Source organism: Acinetobacter sp. ANC_7682 (genome assembly GCF_056779795.1).
In genome coordinates this window covers 37,944-63,991 of sequence record NZ_JBWYIQ010000008.1, presented here as the reverse complement: position 1 = coordinate 63,991, position 26,048 = coordinate 37,944, and the positions used below count along the sequence as shown (strand labels likewise).

The 26,048-nt window shown below is 39.4% G+C and carries 22 protein-coding genes and 1 pseudogene; 15 read left to right on the top strand and 8 right to left on the bottom strand.

The features are described 5' to 3' along the window. Positions 1-42: 42 nt before the first annotated feature. Entirely contained in the window at positions 43-252 is a 210-nt protein-coding gene (locus tag AC1M9D_RS04990) for a hypothetical protein (RefSeq protein WP_481611628.1), read from the top strand. A gap of 119 nt (positions 253-371) precedes the next feature. Here the strand turns inward: AC1M9D_RS04990 and AC1M9D_RS04985 are convergent, their stop codons facing one another. Both AC1M9D_RS04985 and AC1M9D_RS04980 read right to left on the bottom strand, forming a co-directional pair. Beyond that, on the bottom strand, positions 372-1,571 hold the full coding sequence (locus AC1M9D_RS04985; RefSeq protein WP_481611627.1) for a BaiN/RdsA family NAD(P)/FAD-dependent oxidoreductase: 1,200 nt from the start codon (positions 1,569-1,571) through the stop codon (positions 372-374). Between the two features lie 102 nt (positions 1,572-1,673). Continuing rightward, a complete protein-coding gene (locus AC1M9D_RS04980) occupies positions 1,674-2,534 on the bottom strand; it encodes a 1-aminocyclopropane-1-carboxylate deaminase/D-cysteine desulfhydrase (protein ID WP_481611626.1) in 861 nt (286 codons plus the stop codon). 144 nt (positions 2,535-2,678) lie between these two features. Between AC1M9D_RS04980 and AC1M9D_RS04975 the strand changes: the two genes are divergently transcribed. The 3 genes from AC1M9D_RS04975 to AC1M9D_RS04965 all read left to right on the top strand — a co-directional run bounded on the left by AC1M9D_RS04975 (position 2,679) and on the right by AC1M9D_RS04965 (position 4,937). After that, positions 2,679-2,873 carry an NF038215 family lipoprotein gene (locus tag AC1M9D_RS04975; protein WP_481611625.1) on the top strand — a complete coding sequence of 65 codons (195 nt, stop codon included), beginning with the start codon at positions 2,679-2,681 and terminating at the stop codon, positions 2,871-2,873. 188 nt (positions 2,874-3,061) lie between these two features. Then, a complete protein-coding gene (locus AC1M9D_RS04970; RefSeq protein ID WP_180028051.1) occupies positions 3,062-3,685 on the top strand; it encodes a LysE family translocator in 624 nt (207 codons plus the stop codon). 133 nt (positions 3,686-3,818) lie between these two features. Then, a complete protein-coding gene (locus AC1M9D_RS04965) occupies positions 3,819-4,937 on the top strand; it encodes a DUF6670 family protein (protein WP_481611624.1) in 1,119 nt (372 codons plus the stop codon). 62 nt (positions 4,938-4,999) lie between these two features. On the opposite strand, the gene AC1M9D_RS04960 is transcribed toward AC1M9D_RS04965, so the two are convergent. Both AC1M9D_RS04960 and AC1M9D_RS04955 read right to left on the bottom strand, forming a co-directional pair. After that, on the bottom strand, positions 5,000-5,356 hold the full coding sequence (locus AC1M9D_RS04960; protein ID WP_035267298.1) for a hypothetical protein: 357 nt from the start codon (positions 5,354-5,356) through the stop codon (positions 5,000-5,002). A gap of 75 nt (positions 5,357-5,431) precedes the next feature. Beyond that, a complete protein-coding gene (locus AC1M9D_RS04955) occupies positions 5,432-6,400 on the bottom strand; it encodes an MBL fold metallo-hydrolase (protein ID WP_481611623.1) in 969 nt (322 codons plus the stop codon). Between the two features lie 98 nt (positions 6,401-6,498). Between AC1M9D_RS04955 and AC1M9D_RS04950 the strand changes: the two genes are divergently transcribed. Further along, positions 6,499-7,533: a hypothetical protein gene (locus AC1M9D_RS04950; RefSeq protein ID WP_481611622.1), complete on the top strand. Its 1,035-nt coding sequence runs from the start codon at positions 6,499-6,501 to the stop codon at positions 7,531-7,533. A 264-nt stretch (positions 7,534-7,797) separates the two neighbouring features. On the opposite strand, the gene metG is transcribed toward AC1M9D_RS04950, so the two are convergent. Next, positions 7,798-9,858, bottom strand: a complete 2,061-nt coding sequence (gene metG, locus AC1M9D_RS04945) for a methionine--tRNA ligase (protein WP_481611621.1) — start codon at positions 9,856-9,858, stop codon at positions 7,798-7,800. 184 nt (positions 9,859-10,042) lie between these two features. Between metG and AC1M9D_RS04940 the strand changes: the two genes are divergently transcribed. Beyond that, positions 10,043-10,849: a hypothetical protein gene (locus tag AC1M9D_RS04940; RefSeq protein WP_481611620.1), complete on the top strand. Its 807-nt coding sequence runs from the start codon at positions 10,043-10,045 to the stop codon at positions 10,847-10,849. A gap of 148 nt (positions 10,850-10,997) precedes the next feature. Then, a complete protein-coding gene (locus AC1M9D_RS04935) occupies positions 10,998-11,348 on the top strand; it encodes a hypothetical protein (RefSeq protein WP_481589081.1) in 351 nt (116 codons plus the stop codon). 40 nt (positions 11,349-11,388) lie between these two features. Here AC1M9D_RS04935 and AC1M9D_RS04930 read toward each other — a convergent pair whose 3' ends face one another. Beyond that, a complete protein-coding gene (locus AC1M9D_RS04930; protein ID WP_051586621.1) occupies positions 11,389-11,658 on the bottom strand; it encodes a hypothetical protein in 270 nt (89 codons plus the stop codon). Positions 11,659-12,044: 386 nt separating this feature from the next. On the opposite strand from AC1M9D_RS04930, the gene apbC reads away from it, so the two are divergent. From apbC to AC1M9D_RS04890, 8 genes and pseudogenes are all read left to right on the top strand, one after another. Beyond that, positions 12,045-13,328: an iron-sulfur cluster carrier protein ApbC gene (gene apbC / locus AC1M9D_RS04925; protein WP_481587283.1), complete on the top strand. Its 1,284-nt coding sequence runs from the start codon at positions 12,045-12,047 to the stop codon at positions 13,326-13,328. Positions 13,329-13,471: 143 nt separating this feature from the next. Then, positions 13,472-13,627 carry a hypothetical protein gene (locus AC1M9D_RS04920; RefSeq protein WP_179999384.1) on the top strand — a complete coding sequence of 52 codons (156 nt, stop codon included), beginning with the start codon at positions 13,472-13,474 and terminating at the stop codon, positions 13,625-13,627. Between the two features lie 272 nt (positions 13,628-13,899). After that, positions 13,900-14,493, top strand: coding sequence for a LysE family translocator (locus AC1M9D_RS04915; RefSeq protein ID WP_481611619.1), 594 nt, complete (start codon positions 13,900-13,902; stop codon positions 14,491-14,493). Between the two features lie 114 nt (positions 14,494-14,607). Continuing rightward, positions 14,608-15,177, top strand: a complete 570-nt coding sequence (dcd, locus tag AC1M9D_RS04910; RefSeq protein ID WP_004694514.1) for a dCTP deaminase — start codon at positions 14,608-14,610, stop codon at positions 15,175-15,177. A 218-nt stretch (positions 15,178-15,395) separates the two neighbouring features. Further along, a pseudogene (locus AC1M9D_RS04905) lies at positions 15,396-16,784 on the top strand (hypothetical protein); the annotation flags it as partial. A gap of 127 nt (positions 16,785-16,911) precedes the next feature. Next, a complete protein-coding gene (locus AC1M9D_RS04900; protein ID WP_179999378.1) occupies positions 16,912-17,601 on the top strand; it encodes a hypothetical protein in 690 nt (229 codons plus the stop codon). Between the two features lie 25 nt (positions 17,602-17,626). Beyond that, positions 17,627-20,095, top strand: a complete 2,469-nt coding sequence (locus AC1M9D_RS04895) for a DUF6160 family protein (RefSeq protein WP_481611618.1) — start codon at positions 17,627-17,629, stop codon at positions 20,093-20,095. 32 nt (positions 20,096-20,127) lie between these two features. Next, complete coding sequence (locus AC1M9D_RS04890; RefSeq protein WP_481595000.1) at positions 20,128-21,087, top strand: DUF6160 family protein; 960 nt, start codon at positions 20,128-20,130, stop codon at positions 21,085-21,087. Positions 21,088-21,123: 36 nt separating this feature from the next. Here the strand turns inward: AC1M9D_RS04890 and AC1M9D_RS04885 are convergent, their stop codons facing one another. Together AC1M9D_RS04885 and AC1M9D_RS04880 are read right to left on the bottom strand one after the other, a co-directional pair. Beyond that, positions 21,124-22,839: a proline--tRNA ligase gene (locus AC1M9D_RS04885; protein WP_481595001.1), complete on the bottom strand. Its 1,716-nt coding sequence runs from the start codon at positions 22,837-22,839 to the stop codon at positions 21,124-21,126. A 94-nt stretch (positions 22,840-22,933) separates the two neighbouring features. Next, positions 22,934-26,038 (bottom strand): efflux RND transporter permease subunit, encoded by a 3,105-nt coding sequence (locus tag AC1M9D_RS04880; RefSeq protein WP_481589084.1) that lies wholly within the window; start codon positions 26,036-26,038, stop codon positions 22,934-22,936. Positions 26,039-26,048: the final 10 nt, after the last annotated feature.

The following is a 26,048-nucleotide window of genomic DNA, read 5'->3' as shown; positions in this document are numbered from 1 at the left end:
TCAGCATGGTTTGGCTGATCCTCATGAATAAGAGTAAAAATTATGAGTAAGAAATTTAATAAATTATTTGCCCCAATAGTGATTGCGGGTATCACCGTGGGTTTTTTAGCAAGCGCTTACCGCTTTGTTTTTGCAAATTCAAAAGCTACTGAAAACAACAAACTCAATACACCATCTATTGATGATGCAGTAACAGATCCAACCACACAAATGATTGATTCAACTGATACCAACGCCCAAAGACCCTCATAAATTGCTGCATTTAGAAAAGATAAATGAATAATGTAGGATTCGATTGATCAATAGAGACGATATTCAAAGAGGGCAAAGGATGCCCCTTTAATTGTAAAATGAGCAATACTCGTTGTTAATTAGACATACTCAGATGCGGCATGTGCAGATGACCAAGCCCATTGAAAGTTAAATCCACCTAAATGGCCAGTTACATCGAGTATTTCACCGACGAAGAAAAGTCCTTTTTGCTTTTTACTTTCCATTGTTTTTGAGGAAACTTCAGTGGTATCAACTCCACCTAAAGTCACCTCAGCCGTACGGTAACCTTCAGTCCCAGAAGGTTTAACTTCAAATGCATGAAGGCGCTGGGCAATCGCCTCTAGCTTCTCATCACTGATATTCCCAATTGATATTTCAGCTTGATCCATCCAAATCAACTGTTGCAATTCAACTACGACACTCTTCGGTAAGTGTTCAGCGAGTAAGGTGCGAAGTAACACTTTAGGTTGATTTTGTTTTTTAGTTTTAAAAAAATTCAAGAGATCGATACTTGGTAAAAAGTCGACTTTAAAACTTTGACCGACATCCCAATAGTTTGAGAGCTGTAAAGAACTTGGACCACTTAAACCACGGTGCGTAAACAAGAGTGCTTCAGTAAAGCTATTGAGATGATTGCTTAATATCGCTTCAACAGCATTTCCACTGAGTCGTGTCGTCACTTCTTTGAAGCCGTCAGAAAAAGTAAAAGGTACTAAACCTGCGCGAGTTGGATAAACATAGTGTCCGAATTGTTTAGCAATCTCATAGCCAATGCCTGAGCCACCAAGCGTCGGAATTGAGAGACCACCAGATGCGACCACGACAGATTCAACTTCAAAAAAACCTAAATTGGTTGCCACCTGAAAACCGTGCTCCTCAAGGGCGTTGACGGCTTTCACCTCGCAACTGGTTTTGATGTCGACTAGACCAGTTTTGTCACACTCAGCAAGTAACATGGCCAAGATTTCTTTCGCGCCGTTAAGGGTAAAGAGCTGACCGTGTTTACGTTCTTCGTATTCAATGCCATATTCGCAGACCAAGCCAATGAAATCCCAATTGGTATAACGGGTGAGTGCTGAGATAACAAAATGCGGGTTATGAGAAATATAGTTGTCAGGCTCAACATACAGATTGGTAAAGTTACATTTACCGCCACCTGACATGAGAATTTTTTTCCCCACTTTATTGGCTTTTTCAACCACCACGACACGACGCCCACGTTGAGCAGCCATATATGCGGTCATTAAACCAGATGCACCCGCACCTATTACTAAAACATCGTATTGCTTGGAAGACATGAAAATAATCAAAAAACGAAACAGCGCAATTATAACGGTAAATTACGATGAACTGAGCATTATCGGATTAATTCAAGCGAACAGAAGCAAAAGCAAGATCAACTAAATCGTTCGACCTTGAAGCCCGCCCGAATGAATGACTAAAACTTTAGCGCCATTTGGGAAATAGTTTTGTCCTATAAGATCATGAAGACCAAACATCATTTTTCCGGTATAGACTTGTTCAAGTGGAATACGGTATTCATATTCAAACTTTTTAATAAATTGAATCAGTTCAGGTCGGGTTTTGGCATAGCCTCCGAAGCAATAATCATCAGTGATATGCCAGTTGTTTTTACCCGTCAGTAGTTTTACTTCATCATTCAGAAAATTGCCTTTTAATGCAGAAAATCCAATAATTCTTTGACGGTTTAAACTGCGCTCAATCAATCCTGAAATCGTACCGCCTGTTCCGACAGCACAACAAATGAAGTCAAAGGTCTGATCAGCATCTTTTAAAATTTCTTGAGTGCCCTGAATGGCAAGCGAGTTGGTGCCACCTTCTGGAATTAAATAACTTTCAGGAAAGCGTTGCGCTAAGTGAGCTAAAAACTCAGGATCATTTTTGTGTCGATATGCTTCTCGTGAGATAAAATGCAGCGCCATACCAAAACGTTCTGCGGTGGCGAGGGTGTGATTGCGTGCTGAGTTTTTGAGTTCTTCACCACGAATGATCCCAATAGACTGAAAGCCAAATTGATGTGCAGCAAACGCTGTGGCGGCAATATGATTTGAATAAGCCCCACCAAAGGTCATTACATTTTGAAAGCCTTGACGTTTTGCCTCAATAAAATTGTATTTCAGTTTATAAAACTTATTTCCAGAGATATGTGGATGAATTTGGTCTAAACGGCGAACTGTGATGTTTAAACCATTTAAAGAAATTTCCTGATCTTGAACCTGTTGGGCAATCGTATCAAACATAGTGCGAGCATTTGGTTTTTTAAGAGTATAGCGGATTTCGAATCTTAGCTCTTACTCGGAGAAATTGAAAAACAGTGAAAAAATATGTTTAAAAAATAATCAGAAGTGCTAATCTGAAAGAAAACGGAATTTTGGGAGGGTGGCATGAAGCAATCTCTATCCATTTTATTATTGGGTTTGTTCGTTTTAACGGCCTTAGGCTGTGAGCAGGATTTTCTAAACAAACCCAAAACAGAAGCTCGAATTATGGTTATTGCTGGCGTACCTGTACAGGAAAGGGACTATCGTCTGTCTCCACATGAAACTGCATATAATGAAGCACTGTCAGATGATGATTAGCATGACTTGGATATTTTTTATAAAATCAATTGTATTTAATTTATACAGTAAATTAATTCGCTAAAAATTACGAAATAAATAGTGAATAATTTTAATATTTAAAAAAATCACTCAAATAATTAGGGAAATATTCATAAGGCTTCCAAGTAGAATAACGCTATAAATCAATCATCTACTATGGAATTAATGTGGAATCAATTTGGATTTTAGGTTCGATTGCAGCAGCACTTTTACTGGGCGCAATGAGTCCGGGGCCGACTTCAATCTATGTCGCTAAAAATTCAATCGCTATTTCGCGTAAACATGGTTTATTTACTGCACTGGGAACTGGTCTCGGTGCTGCAATTTTTGGTTTATTGGCAGTATTAGGTTTACAGGCATTCTTACTTGCAGTGCCTTCAGCATATTTGGCTTTGAAAATCTGCGGTGGATTATATTTATTGTTTTTGGCTTATAAAATTATTAAACATGCCAAAGATCCAATCGAAGCTGATCATTCTGCATCTCATCCGATGAGTTTACGACGTGCATTTACCACAGGCTTAATTACTCAATTGTCGAATCCTAAAATTGCGATTGTACTTGCCAGTATTTTCACAGCTTTATTACCCAAAGAGATTCCGTTATATTTTTACTTTGTGTTACCAATGCTGTGCTTTTTTATCGATGCTGGTTGGTGCTCGTTGGTGGCGGTTGCATTATCAGCGGAAAAGCCGCGTGCGGTATATTTAAAATTTAAGAAAGTATTTGATCGTGGTGCGGGCATTGTGATGTCTGTGCTCGGATTGAAGTTGATTTTTGGTGTGAAGTAGATCACACTTTTAATCTTGTCTAACAATTTTTATGATCTGACCTGAATTCACATTTGCCAGTCCTGATCAGCTATAAAGAACTGAGGAGAGGTTGTTTAGGGTGTAAGCATCTCTCATTGTTTGTGAGTTTGTTATGTATTCTCTCCTCAGTAGCCATTCAAAAAATAAAAGTCTACAACAAAAGTTCTACTATCAATTGGGTCAAATGGCCAAAAACCTTTTGGGTGCAGTAGAGCCAGAAGAACAAGCACTTTTACCGCGCGAATATAATTTAGACGCGCATGTTTTTCATCGTCAATTCGCGAGTACGCATTATGGAATTATGATTCCAGATTTGCCTGAGCCTTTTCGATATCTGTCCTATGCTTCTGTCATTGGTGATGTCGGTGCGAAGATAACGCATTTACCCAAGTCGATTTCTGGTTTTAGTCCTGAAAATACCGCTACTTTGGTCCATGGAACAGCCTTATCGACAGATGAAGAAGCCTTCCGCATTTATAATATTCAAGACGAAATTGTATTTCATCAAAAGCCATTTAAGGTTGAGTTTGGTCGAGAATCTTTCCTTGCTGAAATTGAAGGGAGTTATCATCTAGTATCTGAACGTGATGATCTGCAAGTTGATCTTTGGTTAACCCCAACGCATGCCATTACGTGGTTTGCACATAGCATGTTATATCAGCACTTTAGTGTATTGATGCAATATGAAGGTCATTTCACCCAACATGGAAAACGTGTTGAAGTTAAAGGACTATGTACACTAGAACATTGGAAAGCAGTCTCAAGCTCAATGTTGCCGAGTCCCATTAAACCGACCACAGGATTGGTGCCTTTAGATAGTTTTAGTTATCAAGTCATCAACATAGATGATGAGTCACAATTGGTCTTGGCGTATATCGGTTTTGCAGGTGAACCTACTTATACCGCCGTGTCTTATCGCCATATTGATGGTACTTCTATTCAATATGATGGTGAGGTTGCTTTTCAAGTGATTGCATTAAAGCCTGATCCGAAAATAACACCTGACGGTTTTGAAATGGAGGTGCCTCAGTCTTTTAGATGGATTGCGCATCATCAAGGTGAGAAAGTGTTAGATATTCTTGCGGTGGCAGATACGGAATATTGTTATGGTTTAGCCGCAGGTTATGTGAGTTCTTATCAGTGGAGTGGTTTGCTGAATGGAACTGAACGTAAGGGGCGAGGTTATGTTGAATATATTGACCGAAGACAAAACGTAAATTTAGATACCTAATTTTTGAATTAAATACGCCCTTAAAAAAAAGCCTCTAAACGTATTAGAGGCTTTTTAAAATCTTATTTCTTACATTCAGGCTGTGAACGGTCAATTACTTGTGTACCTTCTACACGATAACCAATTTGACCAACAATGAATGCTTGATTCAATTGAGTGATCACCACATCAGAAAGAGCCACAGCGCAACGATTTTTTTCAATAGCACGATCTACAGCAGTTTTAAAGTTTGGAACCCCTAAAGGGAACAAGACAACTGGGACCTTATCTTCACCTGTTACACGTTCACCTTTCACGAACTGATTTGAGTTAAGATTGTAGTTTTTAGTTGAAGCAACTGTCATATCAGCCATACGAACTGAACAGCCTGTCGCCAATACTGAAGTTGCTGCGATAATTGAAATTAATAATTTTTTCATTAGTTTACCCCCGTTTTTAAGCGAGGGAACTTTAAATAAAAATACTTGAAATTTCAACCATTGCATGACTTTAGTTTAATCTTTAAAGTGAACCGGTATCCATTGGTAGCTTTGTCCATCTTTGGAATAAATGTGCCCAAGCCCCGGGAAGGGTAAATGCGGTGCTGCAATCAACTGTCCATCTTTGGCATATTCAGCAAAATGTTTTAAGCGAGTTTGTATTGCCGTTTGTGGGTCTAGATCAAACTCAATCGCGGTTTCAGGTTTGTCGAACTGCAAGGTATGTGAATGTACGATGTCACCAATAAACACCACTTCTTGTTCATCAGCTTTCAGTTTAAAGCTGTAATGTCCTGGTGTATGACCAAAGGATGGTTTAAATTCGACATCGCCGAAGCGTAAAGATTTGTCTGAAAAGACTTTAATCTGTTTGGCTTTTTCATATGGCGCAAGTGCTGCTTTGATTTTTTCAACTGTTCCTAAAAAGCCTGCTTGCTTATCTTTTGGCAGTTTTTTTACGGTGTTTGGACTCAGCCAATAGTCATATTCGGTTTTTGAAATATGTAGTGTCGCATTTGGATAATTCGCTACGCCGTTGTTTGAAATACCACACACATGGTCAGGGTGTAAGTGAGTGAGGAAGATACCATTCACGTGCGTAGGCTGATAGCCCGATGCTTTGAGGTTATTATAGATTGAACCTAAGTGTGCGCCAAAGCAGCTTGCAGCACCACTGTCGACCATTAAAAGCTGATTACCTGTATTGATGAGAAAGGCGTTGACTGAGGTTTGGATGCCTTTGTCGTTCACCGCAGCGTATTTCTTTAGGATTTCAGTTTTATCAAAGTCGTTTAAGCCTTTAAACATGGATGGGTTTAAGTAGTTTGTACCATCGAGTAGGGCGGTGATTTGGGTATTACCAATTTGGTGATGGTAGTAGCCCGCGACTTGTTTTTGTTGGGCAATAGTCGGTTCAGTAGCGTAAGTGGTGAGGGCTATGGTGCTTAGTGCGAGTGTGAGGAGTAGGGGGGTTAAAGTTTTCATAGGTTTTTTATGATTTCTTAAGTAAAACATTGTTTTAGCACCTTTGTACAAATATATTAACGCTTATATTTAATCAAATGATTGACAATTAAAATATTATGCGAGATGTAATTAGACTATTAAAAAACTATCATCAATATTTAGAACAGGTTAGTTCACAGTTAGAGAAATATTCAGATGAAGTCATAATTGAAAGGTTTACACAAGAACAAGAGAAAAATAAAGTATCAGATTTGTCTCAATCGATTAGATTAATGCGTGGCAGTATCTATCAAAGTAAAAATATAAGTACCGCAGTTTTGAGATTGATTGAGAGTTGGCAACAAGAACAGCAGATTTTCTTTGCTAATTCAATTGAATCAGAATTGGATAGTTTAATAACTGTATTTAGGGGATTTTCGCATTTAATCCCAGAAGCCAATCTACCAGATTTTGGTGAGGGTGGATTGTATTTTTTGCTTGAGGGTTCTCAGGTCTTAATTACTAATTATAAAATTATTCATGGTTTCGCTAATGCTTGTACACCAATTTTTAATCGTTTAGATGAAAAAATTACTAAAGAAATAAATCCTCATTTCGAGAATAAAGTACAGCAGGTCAATGAACTAATAAGTGACTTGAAACTTTATAAGGGTGAAGCATCTGCGCGCAAGACTAAAGAAATTTATAGACAAAAATATCGTGACTATAAAAAAACAGTAGAAGTGTATGAATTATATGTCATGTTACTTGTATGCGTTTCAATCACTTTAGTATTAGGTCAACTATTTGCTCATAATTTCTTTGATGCTTTAAATATTTCAAATGCACTTATGATCAAGCTAACTATTTTGGCTTTAATAGCAACTTTATTTACTTATTGCTTTAAGCAAATTAGTTTTTATCGAAAAATTTCAGAGCAAGCACATCAAACTTATATGGAGCTAGAAGCATTACCTGAGTTTCTGACTCATTTACCTGAAGATAAACAAAATGAAATCAGAGCCGATCTAGCAAAACGTTATTTTGGTCAAAATTTATTTGATGCGATAAAAGAAGATTCGATTTCAATTCAGGAACAAGCTAAGGCGAATGCTGAAGTATTAAAATCGACCTCAGCTCTGTTAGACGTTATTAAAAAGCAGAATACCTAAAGTTATTTAATAAGTGGTTGGCGACATGGATGTCGTCGTTCACTTGTGGTACAGGGATGTATCATCAAGTGAACAAAAGATTTTTGTTACTTTTGATCTTTCAAAATTAAGGTAATGCCTACGCAATGAAAATTGAATTTGAATTGTAAAGTTGGTCAGCGATGCAATATAACCTCTGGTAATCCTCTTCTAAAAGGAGAGTAAACTTTAAGGCATAAAAAAGCCCCTACAACGTAGAGGCTTTTTCTATTTAAGACCTAAATCTTAAGACACTTTATCACCCGGTTTAGCACCAGATTCAGGTGAAATCACCCAAACACCTTCGCCATTACCCGCAGCTAACACCATACCGTTAGAAATACCAAAACGCATCTTACGTGGTGCAAGGTTAGCTACCATCACCACCAATTTGCCTTTTAAATCTTCAGGTTGATAAAACTCACGGATACCGCTAAACACGTTACGTGGTTCAGCTTCACCGACATTTAAAGTGAGTTGTAAAAGCTTGTCCGAACCGTCAACGTGAGCTGCTTCTAAAACTTCTGCTACACGTAGGTCAATTTTTACAAAGTCTTCGATGCCGATAATTTCAGCTTCACCGACTTTAGGCTCAGGCTTTTTCTCAGCAGCTTTCTTCTCTTTTTTCTTTTCAGCTTTTGGTGCTTCCGCAGGTGCAGCTAAAGAATCTTTAGATGCATCGACCATTGCAGCAACTGCTTTCGGGTCTACACGTTGCATCAATGGTTGGAACAATGCAATTTCATGTGCAACCAAGATTTGCTTACGAGATTCAAAGTTGAAGCTGTCGAGCTGTAAGAACGCTTGAACTTGTTCTGCCAATGTTGGCAATACAGGCGCAAGGTACACCGCCAATTGACGGAACAGGTTAATACCTACAGAACATACGTCATGAACTTGTTGTTCTTCGCCTTCAACTTTGGCTAAAGCCCAAGGCTTTTTCTCATCGATATATTGGTTGGCTTTATCAGCAAGCGCCATGATTTCACGAATCGCTGTTGAGAACTCACGTGCTTCATATGCTTGCGCAATTGAATCACCCGCATCAATAAAGCTTTGAACGAGTTCAGGCTCTGCACAAGTCGCAGAAAGTTTGTTGTCAAACTTGGTGTTAATGAATTTCGCACAACGACTTGCGATGTTCACGACTTTACCCACCAAGTCAGAATTCACTTTTTGAACGAAATCATCAAGGTTCAAGTCAGAATCTTCAACTTTGTCAGAAAGTTTAGATGCGAAGTAGTAACGTAAATATTCAGGGTTTAAATGCTCTAAATAGGTTTCGGCTTTAATGAACGTACCACGAGATTTAGACATCTTCTGACCATTTACAGTCAAGAAACCGTTTACGAATAGGCTTGTCGGTGTACGGTAGTTGGCACCTTCAAGCATTGCAGGCCAGAACAATGCGTGGAAATACACGATGTCTTTACCAATGAAGTGATACACCTCATTTTTAGAATCTTTTTTCCAATAGTCATCAAAGCTTAAGTCAGGACGTTTAGTTTTGATGTAATTTTCAAAGCTCGACATATAGCCGATTGGCGCATCCACCCAAACATAGAAGTATTTGTTTGGAGCATCAGGGATTTCAAAACCGAAGTAAGGCGCATCACGAGAAATATCCCAATCCGATAAACCTGCTTCAAACCATTCATCGAGCTTGTTGGCAATCGACACAGGTAAACGACCTTCGTCACGTGTCCATTTTTGTAGGTATTCACCAAAGTTCGGTAGTTTAAAGAAGTAGTGATCTGAAGATTTCTCAACAGGAGTCGCACCGCTCAAAGTTGATTTAGGATTTAACAATTCAGTTGCATTATACGTTGTACCACATACTTCACATGAATCGCCGTATTGATCTTCCGCTTTACATTTCGGGCATGTGCCTTTAATAAAACGGTCAGACAAGAACATGCCTTTTTCAGGGTCGAATAACTGGGTTACAGGACGAACTGCAATATTTCCTGCTTCACGGTTCTTAATATAAATCTCAGAAGCACGTGCTTGGTTTTCAGCGCTGTTGGTTGAATCGTAATGATCGAAATCAACCTTGAAGCCGGCAAAGTCACGCTCATGTTCTTTTTGTACATTGGCAATTTGCTGTTCTGGAGTAATACCGTTGGCTTCAGCACGTAGCATAATTGCTGTGCCGTGAGCATCGTCCGCGCAGACATAAGTCACGTTATGACCCATTGCACGCATCGCACGTACCCAAATATCTGCTTGGATATAACCGAGTAAGTGACCCATATGGATCGGGCCATTGGCGTATGGAAGGGCGTTAGTGACTAAGATATTACGCACGGATCTGACTCTCTCATTCGTATTTTATGCAATGGGCGATAATTTTACATGAGATAGGCGAGACTTGCATGAGCCTTTTGATGAATTCTTATTTATTAACAAAGTTAGAGCACGTGGAAAGGCTACTTTGTTACAGACTTATCAGGGATAATAGATATCCTGCTATTCACCTGAGTGTTTGACCATGTATGACGATTTTGATGATTATGAAGATGAGCAACCTGTAAAACGCATCAAATCGAATGTGCAGGGCTTACCAACTCTGGGTAAGCAAATTCTTAATCAGGCACAGGATTATCTTGATCAAATCTCGCAAGGCGAACATACACTTTTAGTCAATCATTTACGTGAACTTGCCCAGCAAGATGAATATTTTAATGTGCTTGCCGATCAGTTGGATCAACCTGTCGGTTCGAAAGTTGCCAATGATGCGTTAAACCTGATGCACTTTTGGCAACAAATTCATGCTTATGAAGATGTGCAAAGTTTTAACTTACTTGATGTTATTAACACTGAAGCTTTTCAAAAAGATGTGTTGACCGCTTTCGATGCTATGCAGATCGATGAGCAGAATAAAGCCTTGCGTCGTCCTGTGATTATCGAAGCTTTTAAAATGTATAAACTCGGCTGTTATGCAGGTTGTGTGCCTTTACTCTATGCACAGTTGGAAGGGCTGTTGACAGATGTACTGATTCAACAAGCATTCTTAAAACAAAACGGCACCAAGTTTGTCGATGTTTATAAAATTGTACCGGGTTTGAAAGGCAATGAAATTAAGAGCCTTTGGCATAAATCTAAGATAGCCACTGAGCTTAATCCATACTTTGCAGAACTCGCGGCTTATAAAATGGATTCAAGCTCGAATGTGACCGCGACACGTCATAATATTTTGCATGGCACGGATGTCGAGCATTTCACACAAGCACGAAGCTTTATTTTATTTATTTGGTTGTTTTCTGCATTAAACTTTATGTCGAGTATTCGCTCCTAAATTCATCATTTTAAACTCAAAAGTTACAGCGTAGTGTTGTTCTACATCATCATGTGAGAAATTGTAGTGATTCGAAACATTTACGATGAGCACTGCAAATCTTCGATATAACTAAGATTCACTATCAAAGCGATAAAGAGGATTGAAGATGTCGAATAATAAAATTGATGACTTAAAAAACAAAGCTTCAGAACTCGGCGATGATCTGAAATTGAAGGCGAAGGAAGCTGAGCTGAAAGGTGAGAAAGCATTGGATCAAGTGAAGCATGGTGCAGCAGAAGCCAAGCTTGAAGGTGAAAAAAAACTGAATGATCTAAAACATGATACGCAGCAAAATTCTTCTGAAGCACATTCAACTTTAGATGATTTAAAACATAAAGCGGTAGATTTGAAAGAGCAAGCAGCAGATAAATTGCATGAACTGAAAGATCAAGCGAGTGAAAAATTTGCGGATCTTAAAGCAAAAGCATCAGAGAAAATTGATCAACTGAAAAAGTAAATTGATCACAAAAAAGCTCATCATCAGATGAGCTTTTTTTTTAATTTTTTCTAATCCATTCGATTTTTCTAATTTCATTATTCACCACAGTAAACGTGTAAATCAGATCATGAAATTCGTAGGTATAGCTATAAGCCGTAAAACGATTTTTTCCTTCTTTCCATTCATAATGTTGTGTTGAAGTCGGCGTCTGCTTCATGTGTGAGCTTAATTTTGCATAAGAGTCACCTAAGCTGATGATTTGTCCTGAAGGAGTACGAAAACTTCGGGATTCATTGGCGGCATAGCCTAAAATTGGTAGAAGGAGCATTGTGCTCATTAAGGCAGTTATTGAGCATGTTTTTAATTTAAGTTTCAGATTTCTTTGTTTTAAAGACATATCGAAGTGTTATCTTGGTTTTATATTCTTTTCAATTTTAATGTTAAAAAATTCGCTATTGTGTTGGTATTTGTTGAAAGCATGAATCACTTGCAACATGAATCAAGGCGTTTAACAGTGAAATCAAGTTTATAGAGTGTATCAATGACAGCATTCGCAATACGCCAATAAAAATAATAAAAAAGCTGACTAATTTAGTTGGAATTCGACTAACATATTTCTAATCAAACGGGGATCAATATATTGTTGCTTAACCTTGTTGATATTTCTCGTTAAACTATTCCTTTATCAGTTTCTGTCCAGACTTGGAGTACGGTATGTCGTGGCTTTCTTCACTCAAATCTGTTTTTTCACCCTCAAAGGAGGTGAATGAAGAGGCTGTACAACACGTATTACAACACTACGTTTTGCCGAATTCTGACAATTTTTTGAAAGATCGAATCACACAGGTCAATGTTGAAGGTGATGTACTGCAAATTACCATTAATACCGTGCCAAGTGAAAAAGATCAGTTACAGCAAATTCACGATGAACTCGCTGATGCTTTGGAAAAGTGTGGGATTAAAGAGCTGAATATGCATGTCATTCAGCAGAAAACAGGAAGTCATGCTCAACAACAAGGTGGTTGTGGGCACAACCATGCAGCAGGTGAAAGCTGTTCAAGCAAAAAAGCCGAAGCCCCAAAATCCAATCTGCCTCCTGTTGTAGATGCATCTGCAAGCCAAGATGCGGTAAAACAAGCGAATGCGAATTACCAACCTCAACAAGAAGAAGCCCCGATTCAAAAAGCTGCACCACAGCAACGTGATGTACCTAAGCATCCACGTATCCAGAACGTGATTTTAGTTTCGTCAGGTAAGGGTGGTGTAGGGAAATCAACCACTACGGTAAATTTAGCTCTGGCATTACAAAAGCTCGGGCTGAAAGTAGGTGTGTTGGATGCAGATATCTATGGTCCAAGTATCCCAACGATGCTTGGCAATGCCGGTAAAACCCCAATGATCGAGGCAGAACATTTTGTACCGTTGGATGCTTTTGGTATGGCGGTGTTGTCAATTGGTCATCTGACAGGAGATCACAATACTCCTGTGGCTTGGCGTGGTCCAAAAGCAACAGGCGCATTGATGCAACTGTTCAACCAAACCCTTTGGCCTGATCTTGATGTATTAATGATCGACATGCCACCAGGAACAGGGGATATTCAATTAACTCTGGCACAACGTATTCCAGTGACCGGTGCAGTGATCGTGACGACACCACAAAATGTCGCATTGATGGATGCGACCAAAGGTATTGAATTGTTTAACCGTGTTCAAATTCCTGTGATGGGCGTGGTGGAAAATATGTCGACACATATTTGTTCAAACTGTGGCCATGAAGAGCAAATCTTTGGTACTGGTGGTGGCGATAAGTTATCGGAACAATACGATATTCCATTACTTGGACGTTTACCATTGAATGCGAAAATCCGAGAGCATGCCGATGAAGGTAAACCATCTGTATTGATTGGTGATGATGCAGCAGATAGTTATATTGAAATTGCACAGAAGATTGCAGCTGCATTGCCTAAAGCTGAAAGAGATCAAAGTCGGATTTTCTAAGTATTTGAAAAGACTCAATGTTAAACCTGTCTAAGTCTTACTTAGGCAGGTTTTTTTGTTGACCGTTCGTCGTTTTAGGATTATTTACTCTAATTTTTCTACCTAAAATATTTTGTGAAATTTCACGTTATATGGGTATAGAAATGCGTTCAATCACTGCAATGAAGATGGTTATGATTTCTCTCATTCTGTCAACGACAGCTTCTGCTGCTATTATTCCTTATGTTGATTATCCTGAAGAATTCCAAAAGAAATCTTTAAATATTCAGGTTCAAGAAGCTGAACAACAGTCAAATTAATACTTGAACTTAGCATCACAGCGTGAATGGACTGTGATGCTGAATTTCATCGATGAAGAACGTGCTATAAGCATTTTTGCAAGAGTGCATCATGTTTTTCGTTTCGATTACATTGTGTGACTTCAGAGTTATAATTTAAATGACAAACTAACCTGATGAAAAATATTACAAAAAAAATTGTGTTTCATTCTTGAGAAATTTTCACACAAATAATATTTTGCCAATTGAAATAATCCTGATTAATCTGAGCGCATTATCAGCGAGGTCATCCTATGATTTCATGGCTCTTTATTGCGTTGGTTACCACGATTTTATTCACACCCGGACCAACCAATACTTTACTTGCATCTTCAGGCATACAGGTAGGTATTAAAAAGTCATCTCGCTTAATACCCGCGGAAGCATTAGGCTATCTTATTGCCATCACTGCATGGGGATTTTTAATTGGTCGTGTCACCACTCATTTGCCAATTTTGCCAGTGATATTAAAATTATTTAGTTCATTCTATATTATCTATCTGGCCATCAAATTATGGCGCACTGCCAACGTAGAACATCAGTTGAATCAGCCCACCATCAAAGCTTCTGAATTATTCTGTGCAACTTTACTCAATCCTAAAGCTTTGCTTTTTGCCTCGGCTATTTTCCCTGCAATTGTTTGGGTGAGTGTAGATTATTATATTGCGCACATGTTGATGTTTATTTTATTGATCCTACCCATCGCTTTTATTTGGACACTCATTGGGTCGCTGTTAGCCAATAATAAAATTAAGTGGGTAAACCAGTCCAATATGCAAAAAACAGCATCCTTAGTCCTGATGAGTTTCTCAATTCCAATGAGTTATTCTGCATTGTTAAGTCTTTAAGATGATTCACCGCAGCAGACTGAACAGGAATACAAATCGTGGGTTATTTCCATTGACGGGGTTTTCAGTTAAAGTACAGCGCAGTAATTGAATATGTATTCTGGGAATAAATAAATGGCTATTAAGTCTGATCGTTGGATTCGCGAAATGAGCGAAAAACACGGCATGATTGAACCGTATGCAGAAAACCAAGTTCGTTTAGATGAAAATGGTCAAAAACTCATTTCATATGGCGTTTCAAGCTATGGTTATGATGTTCGTTGTGCGCGTGAGTTCAAAGTGTTCACAAACGTTCACTCTGCTATTGTTGACCCAAAAAATTTCGATGATAAAAGTTTTATCGATATCGAAGCTGACGTGTGTATTATTCCACCTAACTCATTTGCGCTTGCTCGTACAGTAGAATACTTCCGTATCCCACGTAATGTCTTGACGGTGTGTTTAGGTAAATCAACCTATGCGCGTTGCGGTATTATTGTAAACGTGACGCCACTTGAGCCTGAGTGGGAAGGTCATGTGACCTTGGAATTTTCAAATACAACCAATTTACCTGCACGTATTTATGCTGGTGAAGGTGTTGCTCAAATGTTGTTCTTTGAGTCTGATGAAGTGTGCGAAACATCTTATAAAGATCGTGGTGGAAAATATCAAGGTCAAACAGGTGTAACTTTACCTAAAACCTAAGTATTGAATTGTAAGACTTCATGCAAAAAGCAAACTCAATGAGTTTGCTTTTTTTATAAGTATTTGAAAAATTGAATTTATTCATTTATCGAAAAAAATGCCAACCCAATCGCAATTTTTTGCAAATTCTACTTCATTTATATACTATAAACTGTGATGTAATCTTAATATTAAAAGAGAAGCATGGAATTCTTCTCTGAACAATTAAAAATATAAATATGGTGCAAGGCATCGTATACGGGAAGGTCGAGATGGCACTTAATTATACGAACATATTTAATCAGACTTTACTTGCAAGTTTAATGACGCTTACTACGGTTTCGGTCTATGCATTGCAGCCTCTTTCGGATGAAAATTTAAGTGCGACGACTGGTGAGGGTGTCGCCATGATTCCTCAAGATGCTTATTTTGTTTTTCAAGGGGAAAATTCAACTGCGGCAGATTTAATGAATCGCCAAAAAGATACCGGATATATTCATCTCATTCCAGTGGGTCCTTTAACGGATGCGGCATTGGATACCAATAAAAATGGAACAGTAGGGTCAGAAGATCATTCCGTGGGTAAGGCTGATTTGTTCGTGTATGGTCTCGCATTATCTAAATCTGATAATAATCACAATACGCGCTTAGCTGCGACAGATAAAGATGCACGTATAGGATCATGGGGAACAGCAACCAATCCATGGCTACTTCGAGTCGGTACTGAAACTCAGGTTCCAAATTTTGATTTAAATAAAACATGTATAAGTAATGATCCTAGCTGTTAGGTTCCATTCTTGACGCTTGAAGCCCCATTAATGGACACAGTTCGTCCTACGGATGCAGCCAATGGTCTTGATGCTTACAAATTGAAGATGGCCATGTGGGCGGATGCTTTTGTTCTTGATCCATCTCGTAAAGAAGGGGATCCACTACTTTACCAATTGGGTGAAAAAGCAGGAACAAGTAATGCGGATCGTGCTAATCGACTACGTTTACAGGCCATTTGGAATAATTTTTCCATTAATGGAAGTAATATAAAAATCTTTCAAACTTTAAATGGTGCAAGTAACCAAGCAGGCATGAGTGCATTTTATAACAACACCTTGGGTGTTGCTGGACTTGTGCGTTTGAACTCAGGGGATGGTCAAAATCTGACGACGGGGAATAAAACAGCCAATATTCTCAGATTGAGTACGCGTGAAACATCAGACACTCCTAATTTACAAACCCCTGCCATCAACAATACTCTGGCACCAGTATTTGATGCCAATGAGGGTATCTTTATTCATAATTTGAATGCCAATATCGTATTGGGTTCACTCTATCAGCCTTTGATTCTAGGATCTGATGGTAAAAACTTTAGTTTGGAACTCACGCGTATTCCAAATAAACCTGAAATTTATAAAAAAATATACACAGATTATAGCAATCCAAACTCGACAGAATATGCGGGCTCAACCTGTAATTTTTATAAATGTGGTAACAATGGTTTGAATGGCTATCAAGGGACGAATGCAACACATAGCAGTATCACTATTGGAAGTACTTCTTATAACGCTGCGAATAATACTTTAAGTGCTTATAAAGGATCAGATGCAGTAGGTATAAGTTTTGGTGCAGTCAATCCAATTCCCCAAACGCCTAATGCCGCATTGCCACCGTCAAATTTTAAAAATATGGGTTCTGTGGTCATTGATGGTGTTCTTATTCAGCATATGAAAATCACCACAAAAGGATTATAGGAGAGCATTCATGAAAAATTCATTAGTCGCTGTCCTATTCAGTGTTATAGCATCAATGACTTATGCACTTGAGCCCATGTCAGATGAAGCTTTAAAAAATGTTGAAGGACAAGCTGGAGCTGATCTCTCTTTAAAACTTTCTTTAAACCAAAAGTTAGTGACTGAGAATAATGTTCAACGTTATGTGTTTGATGATGCACTGTGTAAGGATGTGGAATATTGTCGTCTCGCGCTTGCTGTCAATAATCGCTATATCAAAGATGGTCAAGCAAGTAGTACAGATGGTTTTAAATTATGGCTTGTTTTTAAAGGGATTCAGGGCACTCTAAATATTCAAAAGATTGGCTTGGATGGTGTGGATCTCAGCTATAAAAATGATTCTGGTACTGATCAGCTTAAAGCAGCGATGCAACTGAGCTTTGATGCATCTAAACCAATTCAAATTCGTAATTTTGGTTTTGATGCTTTGGCTTTTGGTCAGGATAAATTTACCAGTAATGCCACCACTGAGGGTGTAGGAACAAGTCCTGCTGACTATGGTTACCTGCAAGTGACACGTTATGATTCATCTAATGCTCCTCGTTCTGCATATGACCATGGGCGAGAAACTGGTTTTATGGGTTTAAAAATGAATGGTAATTTAGCTGTTCAGGGTAAAGTCATGATGTTTGGTTGTGACGGCAGTCACCAGCGTTGTTGAAATTAAACATGCATAAGGAAATGTGATGAACAATAAAAAATATAATCACAGCTCATTGCTGGTTATGAATGCATTAAGCCTGAGTATCTTGCTTGCAAGTGGTCATGCCATGGCTTTAGAAGTGATGCATGACGAAGCTTTGCGAAGCGTAAATGGTCAAGATGGTGTGCATATCTCGACAACATTGACTGAAGCCAACATGGATCAGGTCTATTGGCAAGATCAAGCTGGTCGTGGCAGTAGTGGAGCAACCAATAATACATTGCAGGCAACAGCAGATAATGTCTCTATTCGAAAAAGTAATGTCTCTAATCAAACCTTAGGCGCAGATATTAAAATTAATGCTGGAAGCAATGCGAACCAAGCAGGTTTAGACTTCAATGCCAGTGTGACACCTGCTTTAGTGACCATGAATAATCTCAGAATTTGTGATAACGAGAGTTCAAGCCGTTGTAGTTTTTCAATGGGTCAATTGGCTTTACAAACTACTTCGAATACTGATTTATCGCTTAGAACGATTCACGGATTATTCAGCAAAGAGAATCTTAGCGAAATCGCACTAGGGATTAAAAATGCCAATATCTATTTAGGGCAGACTGACGCACGAAACCAACTCAACCAACTTGTTTTAAACAACTTCAATTTCAACTTCAAAGCACGTGGTGCCATGTTTGTGGATGAAGTTGAGGGATTGAGAATGCAGTCGAATACACGTACAGGGTCGACAGATAATGTTGCCGGTATGAGTAGTACGCCTAATGATAATTTGGGTTATGTGGATTTAAACCGTGTTGCAAATTCGGCTTCAAAAAAAGCAGGATTTATTAACACAGGAACCTATGGCAATGGTAAGTCAGGTGCTGAGGGTGAAACAACAAACTCAGGTCTAAATATTGAAGTAATGTTGAATAAGAACGTGAGTTCAAATGACCCATATGCTTTAAATAGCAATACGAATAATCCTCAAGGAGCTAAAGGTCTCATACGTGTAGGTGCCAGCGGGCGAATGGTCAATTCATCGTTGCAATTTCGTGGTACAAAAGGCAATGAAAGTGTTCTAGGAAATGCCAATAGTCCAACGGTTTCATCTAGTAATAGTGTAATTGGTGATTCTGGAATCGGATTCCGTATGAAAGCTGACTTTACCAAAGACAATGATTCAATGCTCGGAAGTGATGGACAAGCAACGACTTTAGAAATTGGTGGGGCAGGTCTAAATGCATACGGTTTTGAGTTTAGTAACTTAACAGGGTTAAGACCAAATACTCGAGCATCTTTTGACAGTGGTAATGTGTATCTCAATTTAGCCGATACAAAAACACTGCGCTTACCTGAAAACGAAGTGTTCCAAAAAAGTCGTTTTGGTAATGGAAGTTATTTAACCTTAGCAACTGATTATCAGCACCAAATTCATAATGCAGTAACAGGTGATAATCCATACAGCTTGATTGCTGCGATTCGTGGTGCTGAATTTCAGTCTATTTCCCGCCGTGGACGTTTTACCAATAGTGCAGGAACACCAGCAGCTAACTTGTTTGCGAATACAAATGTTAAAAATGAGTGGGGTTTGGCACTGCCTTTTTATAATCTGAATGCCAATCTTGCTCTATATGGAACATCAGTTCGTGCAGATCAAGCTTTTTATTACACTTTAGCAGGCTCCGATGTTGTTAAAAACATGATTGCTACAACGGGTAATACCTCAAGAATTGGTTTGTCTTTTGCAATGAGTACCTCTGGGGTAGACCGAGCTAATGGTCAAGCGCTAGGTAATAAAACCACGTCAATTTTAGTGGTTGATGGAGGTAAGGTAGGCAGTGGAGATACGGCAACATCAACAGATTACTATATGGGTTTACGTAATATTGATCTGTACGCGAAGGGTACAGGAAATATGGGCGTAGAAAATGGTAGTGTAAATGTCAGCTTGCGCGATATGTTGATTGTTTTATCAACAGAAGTTGCTGCGGGTTATCTGCCAGGTACCATTTATAAAACCTGTAAATTAAATAGTGGAGCAGCAGGATGTGCTACGCGAAGTTCATCTCCAGACAACAATTTTGCTTTAGCTGATGATGTGATGTTTGTCGTTAAATCACGTCTTGGTGGTGATGTTGATTTTTCTTTAATTCCGAATAATGCTGCTGAAGATGGTCAGAACTTAACTTTTGTAGGTGAATTAGAATTGAAAGGTGACAATAACACCTTCCAAATTACCGATCCTCATAATGGTTCAACACTTGGTTTAGACCGTTTGACAGGTAAAATTGCATTTAATAATGCATTGGTTGTTAGTAAAGATCAAAATGGTGCGGGACAATTTGGTGTGAATGCTGCCTTGATGTTCAATCCTCAAAAGACAACTTCGGGTGTTTTTAGAGCAAGAGACATCAACTTCTATCCTCCAACTGTAGGTGCTGGCGCTCGTTTAGGCGAATTGGCTATTACTGGCGGTCGCTTGAATAGTGAATTGCGCATTACACCTCGAAATTAATAAGTAAATATGAAAAGTTGAGGGATAGACTCATGAATATGATAAAAACAAAACGATTCAGTTTACTTATTTTGACCACTGCGGTGGGATTCCCGTGTTTTGCTATGCAACCATTAGATGATCAGTCTCTTTCATCTACTACTGGTCAAGATGGGATCAGCATTGGTATTGGAATGGATAAGATCGAGTTCACACAGGCTGCGATCATTGATCAAGACGGAATTAAAGATCCAATATTAGGAAAAAATTATTCACAAGCTGCTGGCTTAGTGGTCGCAGGTCCAACTGGTAATCCAATTCAGGTTCAATTTTTAGGTCATACGCTTGGTTCGTCTACTATCAATGCAAAAATTGATACAGACGGAGGCAATGGCACGCCATTTGCCAATATAGGTATCACTTTTGCGGAGCAAATTACGGGGTTTAAATTGAGTCCATTCGCACTCTATATCGCCAGCAGTAATCAGGTGTCTAGTGCTACACAAACTAAATCGATTTATAATGATCTAAAGCAATTGGTGCCCGGTGTCGCTAAAATTTTAGAAATAGGCAGTGCTGATAGAAACTTTGAAATTACATTAAATCAATCCCAACGTCCTCAGATCAATGTTCAATTAGGAAATGTGCCTCAAGGCTACATGGTCCAGTTTGGAGGCGCAATTCAATCAATCTGTGGCACAGGCTCAGGCTGTCCTATTGCATTCGTATCTGGTAATTCTTCTGCAAAATTCGATTTTCAGGCTAAAGCTACTGATCAAAACAATGGTTTTTCATTATCTGGTTTCCATGCAGGTGTTGCACCTTCAGGTATTTACATCGGAAATACAGGACAATCTAGTAAAATGAATGTTGGTCTCAACAAGGTGATGTTGGGACGTGAGGGGGCGAGTAGTCCGACGGTCTTTAATGGTTTAGCGAATGGCTCAATGGGGAGCTTTGGGGCTATTGGTACATCTGTGAAAGATTTGAAAGTGAATATCAACGGTCTATAAAAAATCCCGCGAATAGCGGGATTTTTTATGCTCAAATTATTGGGCGATTTTAGCGAGTATTTCTTCTTTACTCAGGTTGCTTGATTCAGTATCAGAACGACCTTTGTACTCAAAAGTACCAGCATCTAAACCTTTTTCACCGATAACAATACGGTGCGGAATACCTGTAATTTCGATATCAGAGAATTTAACGCCTGGTCGTTCATCACGGTCATCTAAAAGCACGTCATAACCAGCAGCTTGAAGTTCTGCATAAAGTGCTTCAGCAGCCTCTACAGTACGAGGAGATTTATGAGCATTCATCGGAACGATTGCGACATGGAAGGGTGCGATAGCAGCAGGCCAAATAATTCCTTTTTCATCGTAATTTTGTTCAATGGCAGCCGCGACTACGCGAGTCACCCCAATACCATAACAACCCATTGTTACAGTGAATGGTTTACCATCCTTACCTAATACTTTGCAGCCCAAAGCTTCAGAGTATTTTTGACCTAATTGGAAAATATGACCAACTTCAATACCACGTTTAATTTGAAGTACACCTTTACCATCTGGAGATGGATCTCCCTCAACAACATTGCGAAGATCATAAACTTCAGTGAATTGAGCATCACGCTCCCAGTTCACACCCGTCGCATGTTTGCCTGCTTCGTTTGCACCTGCAACGAAATCAGACAAAACTGATGCTGCTCGGTCAACGATGACATTAATCCCTTTTTCGACTAAACCTTGAGGACCAACAAAACCAGCGGTTAAGCCTAAAGCACTCAGTTGTTCTTCAGTTGCAAATGCAAGTGGTGATGCAATCAGCGGATGTTTCTCAGCTTTGATTTCGTTTAGCTCATGGTCACCACGAAGGAACAGTGCCACGACAGGCGCAGTTTTACCTTCATCAGCGACTCCTTGTACCAACAAAGCTTTGACAGACTGTTTTGCATCGGTACCTAAGAAAGCAGATACATCAGCTATAGTCTTTTGATTTGGTGTTTCAATAATTTTTAATTCTTGAGTTGGTGTAGCACGTTCACCTACAAGAATCGCTTCAGCCATTTCAATATTGGCTGCATAATCTGATTCAGTTGAGAATGCAATATCGTCTTCACCGCTTGATGCCAATACATGGAATTCATGCGAACCTGAACCGCCAATTGAACCTGTATCCGCCTGTACTGGACGGAAGTCTAAACCTAAACGAGTAAAAATACGGCAATAGGCATCGTACATCGTGTCGTAAGTTTCTTGTAATGAAGCTTGATCTGCATGGAATGAGTAAGCATCTTTCATCACGAATTCACGAGAGCGCATAACGCCAAAACGAGGACGCACTTCATCACGGAATTTAGTTTGAACTTGGTAAAAATTAGCGGGTAATTGTTTATAACTTTTGAGTTCGTTACGTGCTAAATCAGTAATGACTTCTTCATGTGTAGGACCGAGAACAAAAGGGTTGTTGTGACGGTCATTAAAGCGTAAAAGTTCTGGACCATATTGCACATAGCGACCAGATTCTTCCCATAAACTTGCTGGTTGGGTCACAGGCATCAATACTTGTAGTGAACCAGCACGGTCCATTTCTTCGCGAACAATCGCTTCGACTTTATTTAACACACGTACGCCCATTGGCAACCAAGAATATAATCCTGAAGCCAATTTACGAATCATACCCGCACGAAGCATCAGCTGATGAGAGATTACTTCAGCATCACTTGGGGTTTCTCTTAACGTTGCAAATAAAAAGCGACTCGCGCGCATGGAATTTGTCCTAATAATGAGCGTTAAAGCATAAGATTATACGATAAAAAATGAGGTGAGCATTTTGAATGACACCTCATGACAATTCTCTACATTATGACATGAATTTTCGTGTTTGACGCACCATAAAATTCTTAAAGTCATCTAAGTAAGTAAAGATAACGGGAACCACAACTAAGGTCAGCAGGGTGGATGTAATGACGCCCCCAATGACAGCATGCGCCATCGGAGCACTTTGTTCACCTCCTTCACCCAAGCCTAATGCCAATGGCACCATACCCATGACCATCGCACTCGTGGTCATCAGAATGGGTCTAAGTCGTGTTTTACCTGCAGCAATAATGGCATCAAAACGTGTCTCACCGCGATCAATAGCTTTCTTAATAAAGTCAATGAGGAGAATCGCATTCTTGGTTACTAATCCCATTAACATGATGATGCCAATAATGGAGAATAAATTCATTGTTGAGTTAAATAAGAATAATGCAAGGAATACTCCGACCAATGACAATGGTAATGAGGCCATGATCGCCGCAGGATGAATAAAACTATTGAATTGAGAGCCTAAAACAATATAGATAAATACAATAGAAAGTGTAACGGCTGTAACAGCGTACCCAATCGATTCTTCCATATCTGCGTTTGCACCTTGTGTTTCAAAACCATAGCCAGCAGGCATCTCGAAGTTATCTTGCAATGCTTTAATATCTCGACCAATATCACCTGCAGGTCGACCTGAAGTATTGGCTTCAACCATGACTTCACGTGCTAAATCACGACGGTTGATTTGAGATGCACCATAACTTTCTTGTGTGCTTGTTACGCTTGAGAGCGGAACCAAGATAGGTTGATTATTCGCATCCACTTTTTGCGATTTTAAATATAAATTATTGATGTCACTTGGAAGCGTACGTTGATCTTCAGAGAGGCGCAAATTGACATCATAGGTTTCACCTTTTTCGTCTTTCCACGTCGTTACATCATCACCAGCAAGGAGAGGGCGGATCACATTGGCAATTTGGCTGACTGATAATCCTAAATCGTTTGCAAGTACACGATTTACATGCACTTCAAGGGTAGGTTTAGGCTCTTTGAGCGAGCTTTCTAAATCGACGACACCATCAATTTTTGCCATTTCCACCATGAAACGATCAGAAATTTTTTGTAATTCATCTAGCTCAGGTCCTTTGATGGAAATCATGACAGGCTTTTGACCACCAGACACAGTTTCATCTGCTGAAGCAATAGAGGTGAGGGTAATACCCGCCACTGTTTGTAGTCGATCACGAAACTCATTGGTTAAATCAGTCAGTGTCTGAGAGCGCTCTTGACGAGGACTTAAACTGACTCGGATGCTTACATGGTTTTTCCCGCGATCAGTCACCCCATTAATAACGCCGTACGTTCCTTTAACTTCTGGATGCTGTCGAATAATAGATTCAACTTGTTTTAACTTTGCCTGAGAGTATTCGAGTGAAGCATCTACGGGCGTTTCAAATTTGATCCGAATTTCACCTTTATCTGGAACAGGTACAAACTCTGTTCCCACCATTTTCGATAGCGCGAGCGCGCCAAACAGTGAAGCAACAGCAACGACAATTGTTAGAAAGCGGAATCTTAGTGCCAGTTTTAGCAGCTTCTCGTACACTTCATTTAATGAATCAAGTTTATTTGAGATCCCATTGAAGAAGCGTTTCAATGCGCTCGGTTTTTTATTTGGATGATGACGTTCAGCCCAGTGAGCTGAGAGCATTGGATCGAGCGTAAAACTGACAAACATTGAGATCAGTACAGCGGTACTTACTGTCACGCCAAATTGGTAGAAGAAACGACCGATAATACCGCCCATGAATGCAACTGGTAAGAACACCGCAACAATGGTCAAAGTGGTTGCGAGAACTGCCAGCCCAATTTCTTTGGTTCCATCTAAAGCAGCAGTCACATGATCTTTCCCCATATCAGCATGGCGGACAATATTTTCACGTACCACAATTGCATCATCAATAAGAAGACCAATACTTAAAGACAGGGCAAGAAGAGTCATCATATTGATGGTAAAACCAAAAGCCCAAATGAACGTTAATGTGCCGAGTAGGGCGATTGGCAGGGTAAGGCCTGTAATAATCGTCGATCTAAATGAACCTAAAAACAGTAGAACGATGACAACCGCAAGTACACCACCTTCAATAATTGTACGGGCAACATCACCAATACTTGCTCGTATGCCTCGAGATGTATCGACAACTACTTTCAATGTTGTCCCTTGCGGGAGTTGTTGTTCTATACGGTTTAGTGTTTTATAAGCCGCATCTACAACATCAATTACATTTGAATCAGAGCTTCTGAGAATATCCAACGCGACAGCATTTTGACCGTTAATGAATGCACTCGACTCGAGTTCAGCTTGGCTGTCGTAAATTTCAGCTACTTGTTTTAAGTAGATTGGCGTGCCATTTTTACTCGCGACGATGAGATCCCCAAAGGATTGGGGATGAATTACTCTTGATTTAATTTCAACAACCAGCTCTGAATTTGACTGTTTGAGTGTGCCCCCAGGGACTTCAATGTTTTCGCCTTTTAGTGTGTTAATGACTTGATCAACGCCAACACCAAGACTTTGTAATTTTTGTGGATTAACTTCAATACGAATTTGACGCTGCGAGTCACCTAGCAGGTTAACTGTACCTACCCCACGAACAGTTCTCAATTGAGGAACAATTTTTTGATCTAAATAAGAGCTGAGCTCTCGGAGTGACATATTCTCAGACTCAAATACCACCGACATGATGGCACCTGCGGAAGGATCATAGCGCTCAACAATAGGATCAGTAATTTCATCACGAAATTCAGCTGTCACTGGCGCAATTTTGTCTCGAATATCTTGAGCTGCAACGGTTGAAGGAACATCCAAATTAAACTCAGTGATAATTGTAGAGAGTCCTTCACTTGACTGCGATATCACTTGTTTAACACCTGAGATCGTATTGATCTGATCTTCCATCTTTTTGGTAATTTCAGATTCAACAGTTTCAGGAGAAGCACCTGGATAAGTGGTATACACGACCACAAATGGGAAATCGACATCAGGGAATTCTTCAACTCCCATTCGTTGCCATGATGATAAGCCCAATACCATCAGGCATAGCATCATCATGATCGTAAAGACAGGATATTTCACACTGATTCGAGTTAACCACATAGTTCAGATC